This window comes from Variovorax endophyticus (assembly GCF_025376855.1).
Lineage (GTDB): Bacteria > Pseudomonadota > Gammaproteobacteria > Burkholderiales > Burkholderiaceae_C > Variovorax.
Genome location: NZ_JAHUTH010000011.1, coordinates 97,230 through 113,954, shown reverse-complemented (window position 1 = coordinate 113,954; position 16,725 = coordinate 97,230). Strand labels below are relative to the sequence as shown.

The window sequence follows — 16,725 nt, the reverse complement described above, 5'->3', positions numbered from 1 at the left end:
TTGCATTGTCGGTGCTTCGCTCACGCGTCGAAGCCCTCGGCCAGGGTCTCGCGCAGCCAGGCCACGAACACGGCCACGGCGCGCGGCACGTGGGTGGCATAGGGGCGGATCGCATAGAGCTTCTCGCCGAAGGCACCGACCGAGCGCCATTGCGGCAGCACTTCCTGCAGCTTGCCCGACTGCAGCGCCGACTGTGCGCTGAAATCGGGCACCAGCGCGATGCCCAGGCCGCTCACGGCCGCGTCGCGCAACGCCTCGCTGTTGTTGGCCACCAGCGGCCCCGACACCGGCACCGTGATGCGCTGCACCGCCGCCTTCGAGGCCGCGGCGCGCGCCTCGAAATGCCAGGTCGGCGTTTCCTGCGCGCGCGGGTAGTGCAGGCAGTCGTGCTCGGCCAGCGCCTGCGGCTCACGCGGCGTGCCGCGGCGGCGTAGGTAGGCGCGGCTCGCGACCAGCACCGAGCGGGTGTCGCACAGGGTCCAGGCGACGTGGGTGTCGGGCGGCGCCGCCGTGTGGCGGATCGCGAGGTCGAAGCCCTCCATCGCGAGCGAGCTCAGGCGGTCCGACATGTCGAGCTCGATGCGCACCTCGGGCTGCGCGCGCAGGAAGGCCGCGAGCCGTGGCACCAGTTGCTGGCGCGCCAGCGCCACCGGCGCGGTGACGCGCACCAGCCCGCGCGGCACGCCGGCCAGGTCGCGCACGCCCTCGAAGCTGTGGGCGATCTGCTCGAAGGGCCCGCGCATGTCCTCCACCAGCCGCTGGCCGGCCTCGGTGAGCCGCACGCTGCGCGTGGTGCGCTGCACCAGCGAGGCGCCGGCCGCGCGCTCGAGCTCGGCGATGCGCTGGCTCATGGCCGCCTTGCTCACGTTGAGCCGCAGCGCCGCCGCCGTGAAGCTGCCCTGCTGCGCCAGCACCGTGAGCCAGTGCAGGTGGGTCCAGAGCGACTCGATATTTTGGGTCTTCATGGATCCATTGTTCACTATCGCAAACAATAAGTTCAAGCTTCGCGTCTAGGCGGCGGCGGCCTCGCTGCCTAAACTGCCCTCGATCCCCCGCATTCCCGCCTCCTTTCACACGAGAGACACGCACCATGCCCATCCAGTCCATCGATCACTACATCGCCGGCAAGGCCGTCGCCAACACCTCGGGCCGCACGCAGGACGTGACCAACCCGGCCACCGGCGCCGTCACCGGCCGCGCCGGCCTGGCCGATGCCAGCCAGGTCGCCGCCGCCGTGGCCGCCGCGCAGGCCGCCTTCCCGGCCTGGGCCGACACCCCGCCGCTGCGCCGCGCGCGCGTGATGTTCAAGTTCCTCGAGCTGCTCAACCAGCACAAGGACGAGCTGGCCCACCTGATCACCGCCGAGCACGGCAAGGTGTTCACCGACGCGCAGGGCGAAGTCAGCCGCGGCATCGACATCGTCGAGTTCGCCTGCGGCATTCCGCAGCTGCTCAAGGGCGACTTCACCGACCAGGTCTCGACCGGCATCGACAACTGGACCCTGCGCCAGCCGCTGGGCGTGGTCGCGGGCATCACGCCCTTCAACTTCCCGGTGATGGTGCCGATGTGGATGTTCCCGGTGGCGATCGCCGCGGGCAACACCTTCATCCTCAAGCCCAGCCCGACCGACCCGAGCCCCTCGCTGCGCATCGCCGAGCTGCTCAAGCAGGCCGGCCTGCCCGACGGCGTGTTCAACGTGGTGCAGGGCGACAAGGCCGCGGTCGACGCGCTGCTCGAGCATCCCGACGTCAAGGCCGTCAGCTTCGTGGGCTCGACCCCGATCGCCAACTACATCTACGAGACCGGCGCGCGCCACGGCAAGCGCGTGCAGGCCCTGGGCGGCGCCAAGAACCACATGGTGGTGATGCCCGACGCCGACATCGACCAGGCCGTCGACGCGCTGATCGGCGCGGGCTACGGCTCGGCCGGCGAACGCTGCATGGCGATCAGCGTGGCGGTGCTGGTGGGTGACGCGGCCGAGAAGATCATGCCCAAGCTGATCGAGCGCACCAAGACGCTGAAGGTGCTCGACGGCGAGAACCTCGAGGCCGAGATGGGCCCGATCGTCACGCGTGCCGCGCACGAGCGCATCACCGGCTACATCGCCCAGGGCGAGAAGGAAGGCGCGAAGCTGCTGGTCGATGGCCGCCAGTTCGACGGCGCCAAGGCCGGCAAGGGCTGCGACGACGGCTTCTGGATGGGCGGCACCCTGTTCGACCACGTCACGCCCGAGATGCGCATCTACAAGGAAGAGATCTTCGGCCCGGTGCTGTCGTGCGTGCGCGTCGCCAACTTCAAGGACGCCGTCGACCTCGTCAATGACCACGAATTCGGCAACGGCGTGAGCTGCTTCACCCGCGACGGCAACGTGGCACGCGAGTTCGGCCGCCGCATCCAGGTCGGCATGGTCGGCATCAACGTGCCGATCCCGGTGCCGATGGCCTGGCACGGCTTCGGCGGCTGGAAGCGCTCGCTGTTCGGCGACATGCACGCCTATGGCGAGGAAGGCGTGCGCTTCTACACCAAGCAGAAGTCGATCATGCAGCGCTGGCCCGAGAGCACGCCGAAGGGGGCGGAGTTCGTGATGCCTACGGCAAAGTAAGCGACTCGACGTTTCGTTCGCTGATTGAACGCCCCCTCGAGGGGCAATGCAGCCGCCGCCGGGGAACCCGTTGGCGGCTGCGTGCATTGGGGGTCATGGCACGGGCCGACGACGGAATGGGGACTGCTTCATGCGTCGGGTTCGATGCGGTAGTCCCGTTGCTGCTCGAACTCGCGGTACTTCTGCGACACCTGCTCATCGGCGTATTCGCCCTCGACGGTGTCCTCGATGCCTCGGCCGCTCAGACCCGGCAGCCCACCGATCGCGCCGCCCCACAGGTGCCGCTCCTGCGGCACGCCCACGAACGCCAGCAGATACGCATCGAGGATCCCCTTGCCCGGCGACGCGATCTCCGCGCTCAGTGCCGCAAGGTAGTCGGCCTTCCGTGTCCGGTGCCACTCGATGCAGAAACCGGCGCGATGGCACAGCTCGCTATGGATCACGAGCATCGTCCGCCCGTTGCCGTCCAGAAACGGATGCCCATAGGCGAACAGCCCCATGACCTCTCCGGGCCGCTGCCGCAATTGCCGCGGGTTGGCGGCCATGCGCAGTCCGGCCTCCACCGCGCGACGCGCATCGCGCGGATGACTGAACCACGTGCCGGCCTTGGAGACGGCCGAATCGGGCGCCGTGGCCGCCCGGTCCTGTCCCGCCCAGGGGTAGAAGGCCGAGAACAGGATCCTGTGAACTTCCAGGAACTCCGCGTAGGCCACGGTCCGCCGCGTCGCGAGGAACGCCAACGCTTCATCGAGCCCCGCTCGAAACAGCTGGTGCTCGAGTTCCTGGACGATCTGCGGGTCTTTCTCCGTGTAGAGATTGCGGAGGTAGCCCCGCTCGTCGAAGTCCTTAAACGGATCGAACACGCTGCTTCTGTTCGCGCAGGTGATTGACCAGCAAGGTGGCCATGTCCTGGGTGGAGAGCTTGCCCGCCCGCTTCAATGCAATGAGCAGGTCCTGCACATCGCCGGAGCGGACCTCGTCGCCCGCCAGCCGCGTGACCGTGTCCGCCCATTGATCGGCCGGTGTGCGGGTGTAGCGCACACCGAGCTCGTGCGCGAGATTCCGGACGAAGGCCTCGACACCGCTGACAGGCAGCACCAGACCGCGGGGGAGCATGTGCCCCTTGTGCGCGCGCGAAGGCGTGTGCGTGCGATCCTGGAGTTTCATGGGTGTGTCGATGGCCCCCGCATTTTATCACCCCGCCCGAAAATTATTCAAAAACCTCAATTACATCAACAACTTACATGCTGCCAACGAACCGACGGCCAGCCGACTCAGCTCGCCCGCATCCGGCAAGCCGCCCGCACGATCCGCGCCGTCGGATTCGGCGTCATGTCGAGAAAACGCATCGGCTTGGGCGAGGCGCTGTAGTCGGCCACATGGTGCGGCTCGCCGCGCCACAGCGGCTCGGCATAGAAGCGCGCCTGCACGTAGGTCGCGCTTTTCGCCTGGCAGTCGAAGACCACGCGCGACTCATACGAGCGATAGGGGATGCGGTCCCAGTTGAAGCGCGGGCCCGAGCGGTTCACGCGCACGTTCATCTCGATCAGCGGCTTCTCGGGCGCGGCTTCGCCTTCCGCGGGCGGCGGTGCCGCGATGCGGTTCGGATCGACCTGCACCGTGTCGGCCGCCTTGTCGAGCGGATCGCCGACCACGGTGAACCATGCGGGCTGCGCCCATGCCAGGCTGCCCGCCACTGAAAGACCCGCCGCCAGCCACCAATGCCTCACGCGTTTGCTCCTCGTTGTCGCGACCGGGCCCCGCCAGGTCGGCAGGGAAAATAACCGAAGAATCCGGTTCGCTGACACAGGAATTTACAGTTTGGGGCCTGCCGGATTTGTCGGACGCCGACGTGGAGGACCTGCGGAAAGCATGCCGTTGGCCCGCCCGACGCCGGACAAAGCTTGCGCGCCGGCCGCATGCCGAGGCGTTTTCCGACATGACGTCAACGCATGACCCACCGAATTTGCAAAGGATCGCACCCATGACCAGAAAGCTCATCAGCTCCGGCTCCACCTTCGAACAGCAGATCGGCTACTCGCGCGCCGTCGTCGCGGGCGACTGGGTGTTCGTCTCGGGCACCACGGGCTTCGACTACCGCACCATGACCATCTCGGACGACGTGGTCGAGCAGACCGAGCAATGCCTGAGGAACATCGAGGCGGCGCTGCAGGAGGCCGGCGCCAGCCTGCGCGACGTGGTGCGCGTGACCTACGTGCTGCCGAACGGCGCCGAGTTCGAGGCCTGCTGGCCGGTGCTGCGCAAGTACTTCGGCGAGGTGCGCCCCGCGGCGATGATGATCTCGGCGGGACTGGCCGATCCGCGCATGAAGATCGAGATCGAGGTGACGGCGCTGCGCGGTTGAGTGGATGGGAAGAGAGGCAACGCGCAGCCTCGACTCACCGCGCGGGACGGCAGCGAGCCGCGCTCGCCGCCACCTGCTCACAGACCATTGCTCACATAGAACGGCCGCGAGGCATAGAAGCGCTGTTTCGCGATGTCGGCGGTCAGCATCTCGACGTCCTTCTGGGCAATGCCGTACTGTCCCTTGAAGACCTGGGCCGCGATCCCCTTGGCGATCTGCCGGAACGACTGCGTGCCGACGTCGCGGCCATTGACCGCCAGGATGTACAGGGCCTCGGCGATATAGCCCATGGCCTCGTTCTCGTACCCCGAATGCTTGCCCAACGTCAGCATGTCGAGGTGCGCATGCGTCGCCTCGTGGATCACCAGCGCGCGGTCGCGCTCGTCGAGCAGGTTCAGTGTTTCCGCCACGTCCATGACACCGAATCTGGCGTCGTACTCCGCGGCATTGCCCTTCCCGACGTTCGTGCCGATCCGGATCTTTCCGGTTTCGACGGCGCGCGCGACGTCACGGTAGGCGCTCGGCCAGACCCTCAGGTTGTTGATCGCGAAGTTGTGCTTCGCGATCGCCCTGTCGTATTTCAGGATCTGGATGACATGACTCTTCACGGTGGCGTTCACTGACGGCTCCTCGACGGTTGTCCCAAAGAAGCCTGGATTCTGCGAAGACCACGGGCCTTGCGACCATATGCTGTTGGAGGTGGCGGCACCCCGCCGGGGCCGCGCTTACGGCCGATCACATTTGGGAGTGCCCCGGCCGCTCGGGGCCGAGGCGTGTTCGTCAGAGCCCCCCAGGCGCCCGCCGGACGATGTCCCGTACCCGGAGGCGCCGCGGCTTCACGAAACGCAGCGTCATGCGGTCCGATTCGCCGATGGCGAGGTACTTCGCGCGTTCCACCTCGCCGCCGCGCAGCGTCGGCGGCAGCGCCCAGACGCCGTTCGCATGGTCGCGCGTGTCGCGCGGGTTGGCGTTGATCTCGCTCTCGCCGTCGAACACGAAGCCGGCCGCGCGGGCGCGCGCGATCACGAAGTCCTGCGCCACGTAGCCGCTGTCGATGGTCCGCGCGAGCGAGGTGCCGGGCAGCGCGCGATGCTCCTCCACCCCGAGCACGCCGCCGGGCTTGAGCACGTCGTAAAAGGCGCGCAAGGTCTCGTCGAAATGGCCGTCGGCGATCCAGTTGTGGATGTTGCGGAAGGTCAGCACCGCGTCGGCGCCACCCGGCGGATGGATGTCGGTGAAGCGGTCGGTGGGCAAAGTGCCGAGCACCACGCGGCCGTAGTTGGCTGGATCGTCCGCGAGTTTCTTCGCGAAGGCCGTGCGGGCGCGTTGCTGCTCGGGCGTGCCGTCGGCCGGCGCATGGGCCGCGTAGAGGCGGCCTCGGGCTTTCAGAAAGGGCGCGAGGATCTCCGTGTACCAGCCGCCGCCCGGTGCGATCTCGACCACCGACCACTCGGGCCGCAGGCCGAAGAAGGACAGCGTCTCGAGCGGATGCCGCGCGCCGTCGCGCGCGCGGTTGCCCGCGCTGCGCTGCGGGCCGTCGATCGCCGACTGCAGCGCGGCGAGCGCGGGATCGGTCGCGCCCATGGCAACGGGCGCGACGGCGGCCGAGGCCAGGCCCAGCAGCAGCGCGCGGCGCCGGTCCGAGTGACGGCCGGGCATGGCGACAAGGGATGCGATGGACATGGGACGCTGCTCTTTCTCGAAATGGACGCTCTCAGGCCAGGGCGGCATCCGCGCGTGCTTCGAGCGATCGCGCGGCCGCGCCGGCCACGCGCGGCAGCACATGATCGGCGAAGCGGCGCATTTCCGCTTCGAAGGGCTGGAACTGCAGCATGAACAGCTCGATGCCGGCCGCGTGGAAGGCCTCGATGCGGCGCGCCACGCTGTCGTAGCTGCCCACGAGCTCGGCCGCGGTGCCGCCGTTCGAGCCCACGCGCGGCGACTTCTGCGCGGTCTGGAACATCACGGCCTTGGGATCGATGTTGGGTTTGTTGGCCGCGCGCAGCGGCGCGTCGAGCGCCGCGAGCGCGAGCAGCCGCGCATGCTCGGTGCGTGCCTCCTCGTCGGTCTCGCGCGCGACCACGAAGGCCGAGAGCCCGAACTGCAGCGGCGCCCAGCCGGCCGGCCGCTCGCGGCGCCGCAGGTCGGCGATCAGCGCCTGCACGTCGGCCAGCGGCTGGCCGTTGATGAACCAGGTGTCGCCGCGATCGGCCACCAGCGCGCGCGCCGGCTCCGATTCGCCGCCCACGTAGATGCGCGGCCGCGCACGGTGCAGGCCCGCCGGGCTCAGCCGGTAGTCGTCGAGCCTGAAATGCTCGCCCGCGAAGCGCGTGCGCTCGCCGCGCAGCAGCGACTCCACCACCTCGATCCATTCGCGGCCATAGGCATAGCGCGCATCGTGCTCGGCGAAGGGAATGCCGGCGCGCTCGAGCTCGGGCCGGTTCCAGGCATTGACGAGGTTGATCGCGAAGCGCCCGCCGCTGATCTCCTCGATGCCCAGCGCCATCTTCGCGAGCACCGCCGGGTGATAGAGGTAGGGCTTGATGGCCGCGATGATCTCGATGCGCGAAGTGAGCGCGGCCAGCGCCGCGGCCGCCGTCCAGGCCTCGAGCTGGGCGCTCTCGCCATCGTGCGGATTGACCGTGTGCTGCGCCACCAGCACCGAGTCGAAACCGAGCCGCTCGGCCTCGAGCACCAGCGCGCGGTTGCGCCGCCAGGAGGCGTCGTAGGGTTCATCGGGATCCTGCAGCGCGGCGCGGCTGCCGTGCACCAGCGCCCAGATGCCGAAGCGCGGGCCGGGCCCGCTGGAAGAAGTAGAGGTCATGGCGATGAGGAAGGGTTATGCCGCGGCATCGCGCAGCAGCGGCAGCAGCTGCTCGCCCTGCCGGCGGATCTCGTGGAGGTAGGGCGTGTCGGACAGCACGAAGTGCGTGATGCCCAGCGCCTGGTACTTGCGCAGCGAGCGCGCGACGTCCTGCGCCGAGCCCACCAGCCAGGTGGTGGCGGCACCGCCGCCGCCGTACTTGCCGGGCGTGGTGTAGAGGTTGTCGTCGAGTACCTCGCCGCGCTCGTGCAGCCGCAGCAGCCGGCGCTGGCCCACGGCCTGCGCGCGGTCGGGCTCGCCGGGCGCCGCGCCGCGCGCCATCTGCGCCACCTTCGCCTCGGCATCGGCCCAGGCCTCCTCGGTGGTGTCGCGCACCAGCGTCGTGACCCGCAGGCCGAAGCGCAGCGGCGGAAGATCGCGTTCGAGGCCGCGGCTCAGCGCCTTCAGCCGTTCGATGCGTTCCTGGATGCCGTCGCGCGGCTCGCCCCAGAACAGCTGCACGTCGGCCTCGGTCGCCGACACCCGCTCGGCCACCTCGGAGGCGCCGCCGAAATAGATCGTCGGATGACGCCGCGCGCCACGCACCTCGATGCGCGGCTGCACGGTGGCGCTCTCCACGCCGAAGTGCTCGCCGCGGTACGTCACGCCCTCCTCGGTCCAGAGCCGGCGCACCAGGTGGATGAACTCGCGCGTGCGCGCATAGCGCTGCGCGGGGTCGCCCTCGCTGTCGCCATAGGCCGCGAGCTGGTCCTTGCCCGAGACGATGTTGATGCGCACGCGGCCGCCGCTCAGGTGGTCGAGCGTGGCCGCGGCCGATGCGAACTGCGCGGGCCGCCAGTAGCCGGGGCGGATCGCGATCAGCGGCTCGAAAGTGGTGGTGCGCGCGGCCAGCGCGGTCGCCACCGTGAAGGTGTCGGGCCGGCCCCAGCCGGCGCCGATCAGCGCGCCCTTCCAGCCATGCGCCTCGAGCGCCAGCGCATGCCGGGTCAGCGTGTCGAGGCTGTTGTGCCCCTCGACGGCGGCATCGCCGCGGTGGCCGGCCACGACCTGGTTGGGGATGTACCAGAGGAATTCGGTGGGTTCGCTCATCGCCGTGCCCCCACCACCGGAACGCAAGCGCGCGATGCGGATATGCACATGTGCTTTTCTTCGTTCGCCCGCGAGCGGCTTCGCTCCATCGTTGGGTTCTTCATTTCACCGATTTCCAAAGGATTCCTCGCATGAGCCGCGACCGACTCTTCCTGCTCGAGGCAGGCTTCACCGACGACAGGCACCCGGGCGATGCCTTCGTCTGCCCCGACGGCCTGCCCATCGAGGGGCTGCTGGCCTCGGCGCCCGAACAGGCCGCGCGCCTCGAGGTGCACCGGCTGCCGTTCCCGCGCCCGCGCGCGGCCGTGGTGGCGCTGCTCGACGAGGCGCACCAGAGCCTGCCGGTGCTGGTGTTCGGCGACGAGCCGCCGGCACCGGCCGACGCGCAGTCGCTCGGCGCCTTGCGCTTCGTGACCGACACGCGCCGCATCCTCGCGCTGCTGGCCGAGCGCCACGGTTTTCCGAAGGTGCATTGACCCCCGCGCGGGCGCGGCCCGGCTTCAGGCCACCGCGTGCAATTGCGGTCGCGGCGCGGCGGCGCGCTCGGCCTGCGGCTGCAGCTGCCGCAGCACCGGCAGCGCACGCGAGACCGCCAGCGCGATGCGCGCGCGCAGCAGCTCGCTGCGCACCTGGTAGTTCTCGAAATCGCGGTCGGTGGCGTAGACACCGATCGGCAGCGTGTGCGACTGGAAGAAGCTGAACAGCGGCCGCAGCTGGTGGTCGATCACCAGCGCATGTCGCTCGCTGCCGCCGGTCGCGGCCAGCAACACCGGCTTGTCGATCAGCGCATCGTGGTGCACGAAGTCGAGGAAGTGCTTGAACAGGCCGCTGTAGGCGCCGCGGAACACGGGGCTGGCGGCGATCACCAGGTCGGCCGACTCGAGGGCCACGAGGGCTTCCTCGACCGCGGCCGGCAATTGCGGGCGGTAGAGCACCGCGCCGAACTGCGGCACCAGGTTGCCGATCTCGATCACGCGGCTCTCGACCGGGATCGCCTGGGCGATGCCTTCGATCAGCTCCTCGACCAGCACCAGGGTGCGCGAGGGGCGTTGCAGGCCGCCGGACAGGGCGACGATCTTGAGGGGGGTTTGGGGCATGGGATGGATGGCGCGGCCGGCGGGCTGCGCGTGTGCAGACTAGGGCTGCGGCCATTCTGCGCGCCGTGCGCGGCGCGTGAACCTCGACTTTCGCATGTGCTTCTGCGAACTTCGTCTATGCGCCGCACGGGGTGCGCCGCGCGCATGGCAGGCATGCGCGGCGGCCATGGGAGAAGCCGCATATGGGCCGCATATGGATGTGCGCAATCGTTCGTTCCGCGCGGCCGATGCGCGTCCCAGAATCGCGCCGGCCCTCTCCCTCCCCCTCTTCTCTCTTCCCCCGCATGACGCTCCCCACCTCCGCCATCGATCATCCCTGGGGCGCACCGCCCAGCGCGCGCTACGACGAACTCGCGCGGCCGTTCCGCGCCGTGTTCGCGCGCATCCGCGAGGGCGCGGTGGCGCGCGACCTCGCGCACCAGCTGCCGCACGAGGAGATCGGCTGGCTGCGCGAAGCCGGCTTCGCGCGGCTGCGCCTGCCGGTCGAACGCGGCGGCGCCGACGCCAGCCTGGTCGAACTGTTCGCGCTGCTGACCGAGCTCGGCGCGGCCGACACCAACGTGGTCAACGCCCTGCGCGCGCACTTCGGCTTCACCGAGGACGTGCTGCTCGCACCCGAGTCGCCGTGGCGCACGCACTGGCTCGAGCGGCTCGCCGCGGGCGAGCTCGTGGGCTCGGGCTTCTCGGAGACCGGCGACGCCAAGGTCGGCGCCTTCTCGACCCGGCTGCGCGCCACGCCGCGCGGGCTGCGGCTCGACGGGCGCAAGTTCTACACCACCGGTTCGCTGTTCGCCGACTGGATCAACGCCGTGGCCGACGACGACGAAGGCCAGCCCACGATGATCTCGGTGCCGCGCCAGGCCGCGGGCGTGCAGGTGCTCGACGACTGGGACGGCTTCGGCCAGGCGCTCACCGCGAGCGGCACCGCCACCTTCGAGGACGTGGCCATCGATCCGCTGTGGGTCAACCCGAGCAAGCAGCGCTTTCCCTACGCCTCGCCCTACTTCCAGACCGTGCACCTGGCCTCGCTGGCCGGCATCGCGCGCGCCTCGAGCGACGACCTCGCGCAGCGCGTGCGCGAACGCGACCGCAGCTACAGCCACGGCAATGCCGCGCGCGTGTCCGACGATCCGCAGATCCTGCAGGTGGTGGGCCGCGGCCGCAGCGCGGCCTACGGCGCGGGCGCGATCGTGCTGCAGGCAGCCGGCGCGCTGCAGCGCGCGCACGATGCGCACCTCGACGGCGCGCTGCCCGACGAGGCGCGCGCCGCTGCCGCGGCCGCCTCGCACGTGGAGGTCGACCAGGCGGTCTCGGTCGTCACGCGGCTGGTGCTCGACGCGAGCACCGAGCTGTTCGACGCGCTCGGCGCCTCGGCCACGCTGCGCACCCACGGGCTGGACCGCTACTGGCGCAACGCGCGCACCATCTCCTCGCACAACCCGCGCGTCTACCGCGAACGCCAGGTCGGCGCCTTCGCGGTCAACGGCACGCCGCCGCCGACCTTCTATCGCGTCGGAAAGAGCTGAACGCGGACGGCGGCCCGCCGCCCGGCTTCAGCCATAGCCGTAGGGATTCGGCACGTCGCCCGCCAGCAGCCAGGCACCGATGCCCTGGTGCCGGTAGTCGAGCGGGTCGTGCAGCGTGTGCACGCGCACGTTGCGCCAGTAGCGGTCGAGGTTGTGCTTCGAGGCGGTGCCGCGCGCGCCCACCAGCTCGAAGATCTGCGAGGTGACATGCAGCGCCGTGCGCGCGGCCTGCGTGCGCGCGGCGGCCACATCGATCGCGAGTGCCCCGCGGCTGTCGGCCGTGAGCGCGAAGCCCTGTTCCCAGGCCTGCTGGAAGCGCTCGTTGGCCTGGTTCGACAGCGCGGTGGCAGCCTGCAGCGCCGACCACATCTCGCCCGCGCGCAGTTGCAGCAGCCGGTCGTCCTCGGCGCGCTCGACGCCGGCCATGGGCCAGGGCTGGGTGTGGGCGCGCAGGTGCTCGATGGCGGCGCGCAGCGCGCCGAAGGCGTTGCCGAGGTAGATCTCGGTCAGCACGATCTGGCCGATCAGGTTGCGCAGCGTGGCGCGCGGGCTCGAGGCCACGCCGGGCGGGCCGAGGATCTCGTCGTGCGCGATGCGCACGCGCCGGAACTCGACGTTGCCGCTGTCGGTCTGGCGCTGGCCCATGTTGTCCCAGTCGCCGAGCACCGTGATGCCGGCGCGCGAGGTCGGCACCACGGCGAACAGCCGGTCGGTGGGCTCGGGGCCGAGCACCACCGAGACGTTGAGCACGTCGGAGTCCGGGGCGCCCGAGCAGAAGCCCTTCACGCCGTCGATCTCGATGCCGTCGTCGGTGCGCGCCGCCTGCAGCCGGGTGTCGCGCGCATTCACCGCATTGCCCCAGAACCAGCGCTTCTCCACCGCCTCGCCGAGGAAGCGCGCCTGCTGCGCCTCGGAACCGAACAGCAGCACGCTCGCCACCTGCAGGTGCTGGAAGCCGAACAGGTGCGCGAGCGAGCTGTCGGCCTGCGCGAGCCGGCGCAGGATGCGGAAGATCAGCGGCCAGGCCGCCTGCTGGCCGCCATGGGCCGCGGGGATCGCGAGCGTGAGCAGGCCGCTGCGGCGCAGCAGCGCGCGTTCGGCCAGTGCCGTGCCGCCCGCGCGGTCGCGCTCGGCGGCGCTGGCGGCCAGGGTGTTCGCGAGCGCGAGCACCGGCTCGGTGAAGATGCCGAAGTCCTCGGCGAAGGGATCGGCCGCCGATGGCGTGCCCTGGGGAGCGGAAGAAGAGGACACGGGATGGCGGCCTGCGGTGGAGAAGAGGAAGCGGAAAGCGGGGGCGGGCCGGAACGCGGGATCGGAGAGCGGCGACGCCTGCCGCGGCGGCTGCACGCATGATGCCGAGCCGGCCCCCGTTCGCTTAGAACATTCCGGAGCATGGATATGCGCCGCGCGTTCAGCGCCGGTGGTCGACGCGCCGCGCCAGCCACTCGCCGACGAACTGGATCGCCGACACCAGCGCGATCAGGATCACGATCACCTCGAACATCACGCGCGTCTCGTAGCGCTCGTAGCCGTAGCGGATCGCCAGGTCGCCGAGGCCGCCCGCGCCCACGGCGCCCGCCATGGCCGAGGCATTGACCATCGCGATCACGCTGACCGTCATGCCGCCGATGATCCCGGGCAGCGCCTCGGGCAACAGCACGTGGCGCACGATGTGCCAGCGCCGGCAGCCCATGGCGCGCGCGGCCTCGACCAGGCCGGCGTCGACGTCGTTGAGGCTGACCTGCGCGATGCGCGCATAGAACGGGATCAGGTTGGCCGCCAGCGGCACCACCGCGGCCCAGGTGCCGAGCGTGGTGCCGACCAGGAAGCGCGTGACCGGCAGCAGCGCGATCAGCAGGATGATGAACGGGATCGCGCGGCAGACGTTCACCGCGATCGACAGCGCCCGGTGGAAGCGCGGCCGCGGATAGAGGTTGCGCGGCGCCGTCACCGTGAGCACCACCGCGAGCACCAGCCCCAGCGCGATCGCGATGAAGGCCGAGACGCCCACCATCAGCAGGGTCTGGAAAAAGGCCTGGACGTACTTGTCAATCTGCGGCGTGGACATAGCCCAGGACCTCGATGCGGTCGGCCGCGAGCGCCTGGCGCGCGGCGTCGATGTCGAAAGAAGGGTCCGCGCCCACCGGCACGGCCACCAGCAGCCGGCCCTGCGCATGGCCGCGGATGCGGTCGAGCCCGCCGTGCAGCCAGGTCGCGCCGGGGCCCAGCGCGGCCAGTGCCTCGAAGGGCAGGCCCCGCGGCCGCGCGGCGCCGTCGAAGCCCAGGCTCAGCACCCGCAGGGCCGACCGGCCCGGGATGCCTTCGAGGCCTTCGAGCTCCGGCACCAGTGCCGCCGCCAGGTCGGGCGGCAGGTCGTGCAGCAGCGGCTGCAGCAGCGCGCGCGTGGCCTCGGCCCGCGGCTTGCCGAACACGCGCCACACTTCGCCGAGCTCGACGAGGCGGCCGCGGTCGAGCACCAGCACGCGGTCGCAGACCTCGCGGATCACCGCCATGTCGTGCGTGATCAGCACCACCGTGAGGCCGAAGCGCCGGTTGATGTCGCGCAGCAGCGCGAGGATAGCCTGCGTGGTCTCGGGATCGAGCGCCGAGGTCGCCTCGTCGCACAGCAGGATCTGCGGCCGGTGCACCAGCGCGCGCGCGATGCCCACGCGCTGCTTCTGCCCGCCCGAGAGCTGCGCCGGCCAGGCATCGGCCTTGTCGGCCAGGCCCACGAGCTCGAGCAGCTCGTCCACGCGCTCGCGGATGCGCCGCGGCTCCACGCCCGCCACCTTGAGCGGCAGCGCGACGTTGTCGCGCACGGTCTTGGCCGACAGCAGGTTGAAGTGCTGGAAGATCATGCCGATGCGCCGGCGCAGCGCGACCAGGCCGTCCTCGTCGAGGCCGCCCACGTCCACGCCGTCGACGCGCACCGTGCCGCCGCTCGCGGCCTCGAGCGCATTGACGGTGCGCAGCAGCGTGGACTTGCCAGCGCCGCTGCGCCCGATGATGCCGAAGACCTCGCCGCGCTCGACGGCGAACGAGACCGCCTCGAGCGCCGCCACCGTGCCTGCCGCGCCCGCGTAACTCTTGGAGACCTGCTCGAAGACGATGTGGGCCGGCGCCGGTGCCGGCGTCGTCGCGGCGCTCAGAACACGGGCAGTACCGAACCCTGGTACCGCGTCTGGATGAACTGGCGCACCTCCTCCGACTGATAGGCCTGGACCAGCGGCTTGACCCAGGCCGCGTTCCTGTCCTTCTCGCGCACCACGATGATGTTGACGTAGGGGTTGTTCTCCTTCTTCTCGACCGCGAGGCCGTCGCGCGTGGCGATCAGGCCGACCTGGTAGGCGAAGGTGTTGACGATGGCCGAGGCATCCACGTCCTCGAGCGAACGCGCAAGCACCACCGAGGCGGCCTCCACCAGCTGCACCTTCTTCCTGTAGCCGGTCACGTCGGCCAGCGTGGCGGTGCCCTTGAAGGGATCGAAGCCTTCGCGCAGGGTGAGCACGCCCTGGTCGCGCAGCACGACCAGCGCGCGCGTCTGGTTGCTCGGGTCGTCGGGAATGCCGAGCTTGGCGCCGTCGGGCAGGTCCTTGAAGGCCTTGTGCTTCTTCGAATAGAAGGCGATCGGCGAGATGTAGGTATTGCCCACGCTGACCAGCTTGTAGCCGCGCTGCTTGACCTGGTCGTTGAGGAAGGGGATGTGCTGGAACGAATTGGCCTCGAGGTCGCCATTGTTGAGCGCCTCGTTGGGGCTGGCCGAGCCGGTGATGACCACCGGCTTGACCTCGAGGCCGTTGCGCCTGGCGACCTTGGTGACCACTTCCCAGATCTCCTCGTCGACGCCGCCGCGCACGCCCACGCGCAGGGTCTGCGATTGCGCGAGGGCCGCGGTCTGCGACCAGAGCGCGGTCGAGGCGAGGACGAGTGCGCCGAGGGCGCGAAGAACACTGCGTGTGTGCATGGCTTTCTCTTTTCGGTTGCCGGTTTTTTTCCTGCGGCCGATCTTCGAAGGCCCCGCCATGGCGGAAAAGGAAAGTTTTCGCACAAGCAATCTCGCTGCGCGACGAAGGCGCGGATCGATCCGCGCCGCGCGCCGCTGACGCGCTTGCACATGCGCATTCCGAAGTTGCCGTGGCGCAGGCTCGCCGATACGGTCGACGGCTTCGCATGCCACCTTGCCTGGAGTTCCTTCGATGACCGCTTCGCTGCCTTCCCTCCCGCTTCCGCCGAGCCGCCGCACGCTGGTGCGCGGTGCCGCCGCCGCGCTCGGCGCCGCCGGCCTCGGCCTGCTGGGCCGCCGTGCCTGGGGCGCCGACAACGACAAGCCGATCACGCTGTCGTGGACCGGCACCGGCCTGTGCCTGAGCCCGATCGTGGTCGCCAACGAACTCGGTTACTTCACGAAGAACAACGTGAAGGTGGAGATCATCAATTTCGCGGGCGCGGTCGACCAGGTGCTCGAATCGATCGCCACCGGCAAGGCCGACATCTCGCTGGGCCTGATCCATGCCTGGCTCAAGCCGCTGGAAGCGGGCTTCGACGTGAAGGTGGTGGGCACCGCGCATGCGGGCTGCATCCGCGTGCTCGCGCCCAAAACCTCGGGCATCGCGAGCATCGAGGCCGTGAAGGGCAAGACCATCGGCGTCTCGAGTCCCGCGGGCTATGGGCGCCAGTTCTTCTCGACCGCGCTGGCGCGGCGCGGCGTGAACCCCGACCAGGACGTGCAGTGGCGCGTGTTCCCGGCCGACCAGCTCGACATCGCGCAGAAGAAGGGCGAGATCGACGTCATCGCCGACTCGGACCCGAACCTCTACCTGATCGAGAAGCGCAACCCCGGCGCCTACCTCGAGATCGCCAACATCCTCAAGGGCGACTTCAAGGACCGGCTGTGCTGCATCGTCGCGGCGCGCGGCGAACTGGTGAAACGCAATCCGCAGCAGGTGGCGGCCGTGGTGCGATCGCTGCACCAGGCCGCGGACTTCATCGCCGAAAACCCCAACGAGGCCGGGCGCGCGGTGAGCAAGCTGTTCCCGAAGGTGGCGCAGCAGGACCTCGGCAGCATCCTCTCGACCATAGGCTACACGCACCACGCCAGGCGCTTCGATCTCGCGAAGGAGATCGAGAGCTATGCGGTCGACCTCAAGCAGGTGGGGGTGCTCAAGAAGAGCACCGATCCGGCGCGCTTCGCGAAATTCCTGACGGTGGACGTGCTGGCCTGA

At 69.9% G+C, this 16,725-nt stretch carries 18 protein-coding genes; 5 read left to right on the top strand and 13 right to left on the bottom strand.

Translation table 11 applies throughout. The features are described 5' to 3' along the window. Positions 1–20: 20 nt before the first annotated feature. The gene (locus tag KV106_RS16575) at positions 21–965 is read right to left on the bottom strand and encodes a LysR family transcriptional regulator (RefSeq protein WP_057592669.1); all 945 of its coding nucleotides are present in this window, start codon (positions 963–965) and stop codon (positions 21–23) included. A 125-nt stretch (positions 966–1,090) separates the two neighbouring features. On the opposite strand from KV106_RS16575, the gene KV106_RS16570 reads away from it, so the two are divergent. Next, the gene (locus KV106_RS16570; RefSeq protein ID WP_261211145.1) at positions 1,091–2,602 is read left to right on the top strand and encodes a CoA-acylating methylmalonate-semialdehyde dehydrogenase; all 1,512 of its coding nucleotides are present in this window, start codon (positions 1,091–1,093) and stop codon (positions 2,600–2,602) included. 128 nt (positions 2,603–2,730) lie between these two features. Here the strand turns inward: KV106_RS16570 and KV106_RS16565 are convergent, their stop codons facing one another. The 3 genes from KV106_RS16565 to KV106_RS16555 form a co-directional block, all read right to left on the bottom strand. After that, entirely contained in the window at positions 2,731–3,465 is a 735-nt protein-coding gene (locus KV106_RS16565) for a Fic/DOC family protein (RefSeq protein ID WP_261211144.1), read from the bottom strand. Beyond that, positions 3,449–3,769, bottom strand: coding sequence for a hypothetical protein (locus KV106_RS16560; protein ID WP_261211143.1), 321 nt, complete (start codon positions 3,767–3,769; stop codon positions 3,449–3,451). Before KV106_RS16560 ends, KV106_RS16565 begins: the two co-directional genes overlap by 17 nt. 107 nt (positions 3,770–3,876) lie before the next feature. After that, positions 3,877–4,332 carry a surface-adhesin E family protein gene (locus KV106_RS16555; protein ID WP_261211142.1) on the bottom strand — a complete coding sequence of 152 codons (456 nt, stop codon included), beginning with the start codon at positions 4,330–4,332 and terminating at the stop codon, positions 3,877–3,879. A gap of 254 nt (positions 4,333–4,586) precedes the next feature. Between KV106_RS16555 and KV106_RS16550 the strand changes: the two genes are divergently transcribed. Continuing rightward, entirely contained in the window at positions 4,587–4,967 is a 381-nt protein-coding gene (locus KV106_RS16550; protein ID WP_261211141.1) for a RidA family protein, read from the top strand. Positions 4,968–5,044: 77 nt separating this feature from the next. Here KV106_RS16550 and KV106_RS16545 read toward each other — a convergent pair whose 3' ends face one another. The 4 genes from KV106_RS16545 to KV106_RS16530 form a co-directional block, all read right to left on the bottom strand. Further along, positions 5,045–5,587 (bottom strand): hypothetical protein, encoded by a 543-nt coding sequence (locus KV106_RS16545; protein WP_261211140.1) that lies wholly within the window; start codon positions 5,585–5,587, stop codon positions 5,045–5,047. Positions 5,588–5,747: 160 nt separating this feature from the next. Then, complete coding sequence (locus KV106_RS16540) at positions 5,748–6,650, bottom strand: class I SAM-dependent methyltransferase (protein ID WP_261211139.1); 903 nt, start codon at positions 6,648–6,650, stop codon at positions 5,748–5,750. Between the two features lie 31 nt (positions 6,651–6,681). Next, a complete protein-coding gene (locus KV106_RS16535; RefSeq protein WP_261211138.1) occupies positions 6,682–7,791 on the bottom strand; it encodes an LLM class flavin-dependent oxidoreductase in 1,110 nt (369 codons plus the stop codon). Between the two features lie 15 nt (positions 7,792–7,806). Further along, positions 7,807–8,880: an LLM class flavin-dependent oxidoreductase gene (locus KV106_RS16530; protein ID WP_261211137.1), complete on the bottom strand. Its 1,074-nt coding sequence runs from the start codon at positions 8,878–8,880 to the stop codon at positions 7,807–7,809. Positions 8,881–9,011: 131 nt separating this feature from the next. Between KV106_RS16530 and KV106_RS16525 the strand changes: the two genes are divergently transcribed. Beyond that, positions 9,012–9,356, top strand: a complete 345-nt coding sequence (locus KV106_RS16525; RefSeq protein ID WP_261211136.1) for a DUF3088 domain-containing protein — start codon at positions 9,012–9,014, stop codon at positions 9,354–9,356. Between the two features lie 24 nt (positions 9,357–9,380). Here the strand turns inward: KV106_RS16525 and msuE are convergent, their stop codons facing one another. Further along, positions 9,381–9,977 (bottom strand): FMN reductase, encoded by a 597-nt coding sequence (gene msuE / locus KV106_RS16520; RefSeq protein WP_093352586.1) that lies wholly within the window; start codon positions 9,975–9,977, stop codon positions 9,381–9,383. Between the two features lie 284 nt (positions 9,978–10,261). Between msuE and KV106_RS16515 the strand changes: the two genes are divergently transcribed. Further along, positions 10,262–11,503, top strand: a complete 1,242-nt coding sequence (locus tag KV106_RS16515) for an acyl-CoA dehydrogenase family protein (protein WP_261211135.1) — start codon at positions 10,262–10,264, stop codon at positions 11,501–11,503. Between the two features lie 27 nt (positions 11,504–11,530). Here KV106_RS16515 and KV106_RS16510 read toward each other — a convergent pair whose 3' ends face one another. The 4 genes from KV106_RS16510 to KV106_RS16495 all read right to left on the bottom strand — a co-directional run bounded on the left by KV106_RS16510 (position 11,531) and on the right by KV106_RS16495 (position 15,467). After that, complete coding sequence (locus tag KV106_RS16510) at positions 11,531–12,754, bottom strand: acyl-CoA dehydrogenase family protein (RefSeq protein ID WP_261211134.1); 1,224 nt, start codon at positions 12,752–12,754, stop codon at positions 11,531–11,533. A 160-nt stretch (positions 12,755–12,914) separates the two neighbouring features. Then, positions 12,915–13,571, bottom strand: a complete 657-nt coding sequence (locus KV106_RS16505) for a methionine ABC transporter permease (RefSeq protein WP_261211133.1) — start codon at positions 13,569–13,571, stop codon at positions 12,915–12,917. Then, the gene (locus tag KV106_RS16500; RefSeq protein WP_261211254.1) at positions 13,552–14,652 is read right to left on the bottom strand and encodes a methionine ABC transporter ATP-binding protein; all 1,101 of its coding nucleotides are present in this window, start codon (positions 14,650–14,652) and stop codon (positions 13,552–13,554) included. Before KV106_RS16500 ends, KV106_RS16505 begins: the two co-directional genes overlap by 20 nt. After that, positions 14,649–15,467: a MetQ/NlpA family ABC transporter substrate-binding protein gene (locus KV106_RS16495; RefSeq protein WP_261211132.1), complete on the bottom strand. Its 819-nt coding sequence runs from the start codon at positions 15,465–15,467 to the stop codon at positions 14,649–14,651. The genes KV106_RS16500 and KV106_RS16495 overlap by 4 nt, the downstream gene beginning before the upstream one ends. Before the next feature lie 232 nt (positions 15,468–15,699). Here KV106_RS16495 and KV106_RS16490 point away from each other — a divergent pair, with 232 nt between their 5' ends. Then, entirely contained in the window at positions 15,700–16,725 is a 1,026-nt protein-coding gene (locus KV106_RS16490) for an ABC transporter substrate-binding protein (protein ID WP_261211131.1), read from the top strand.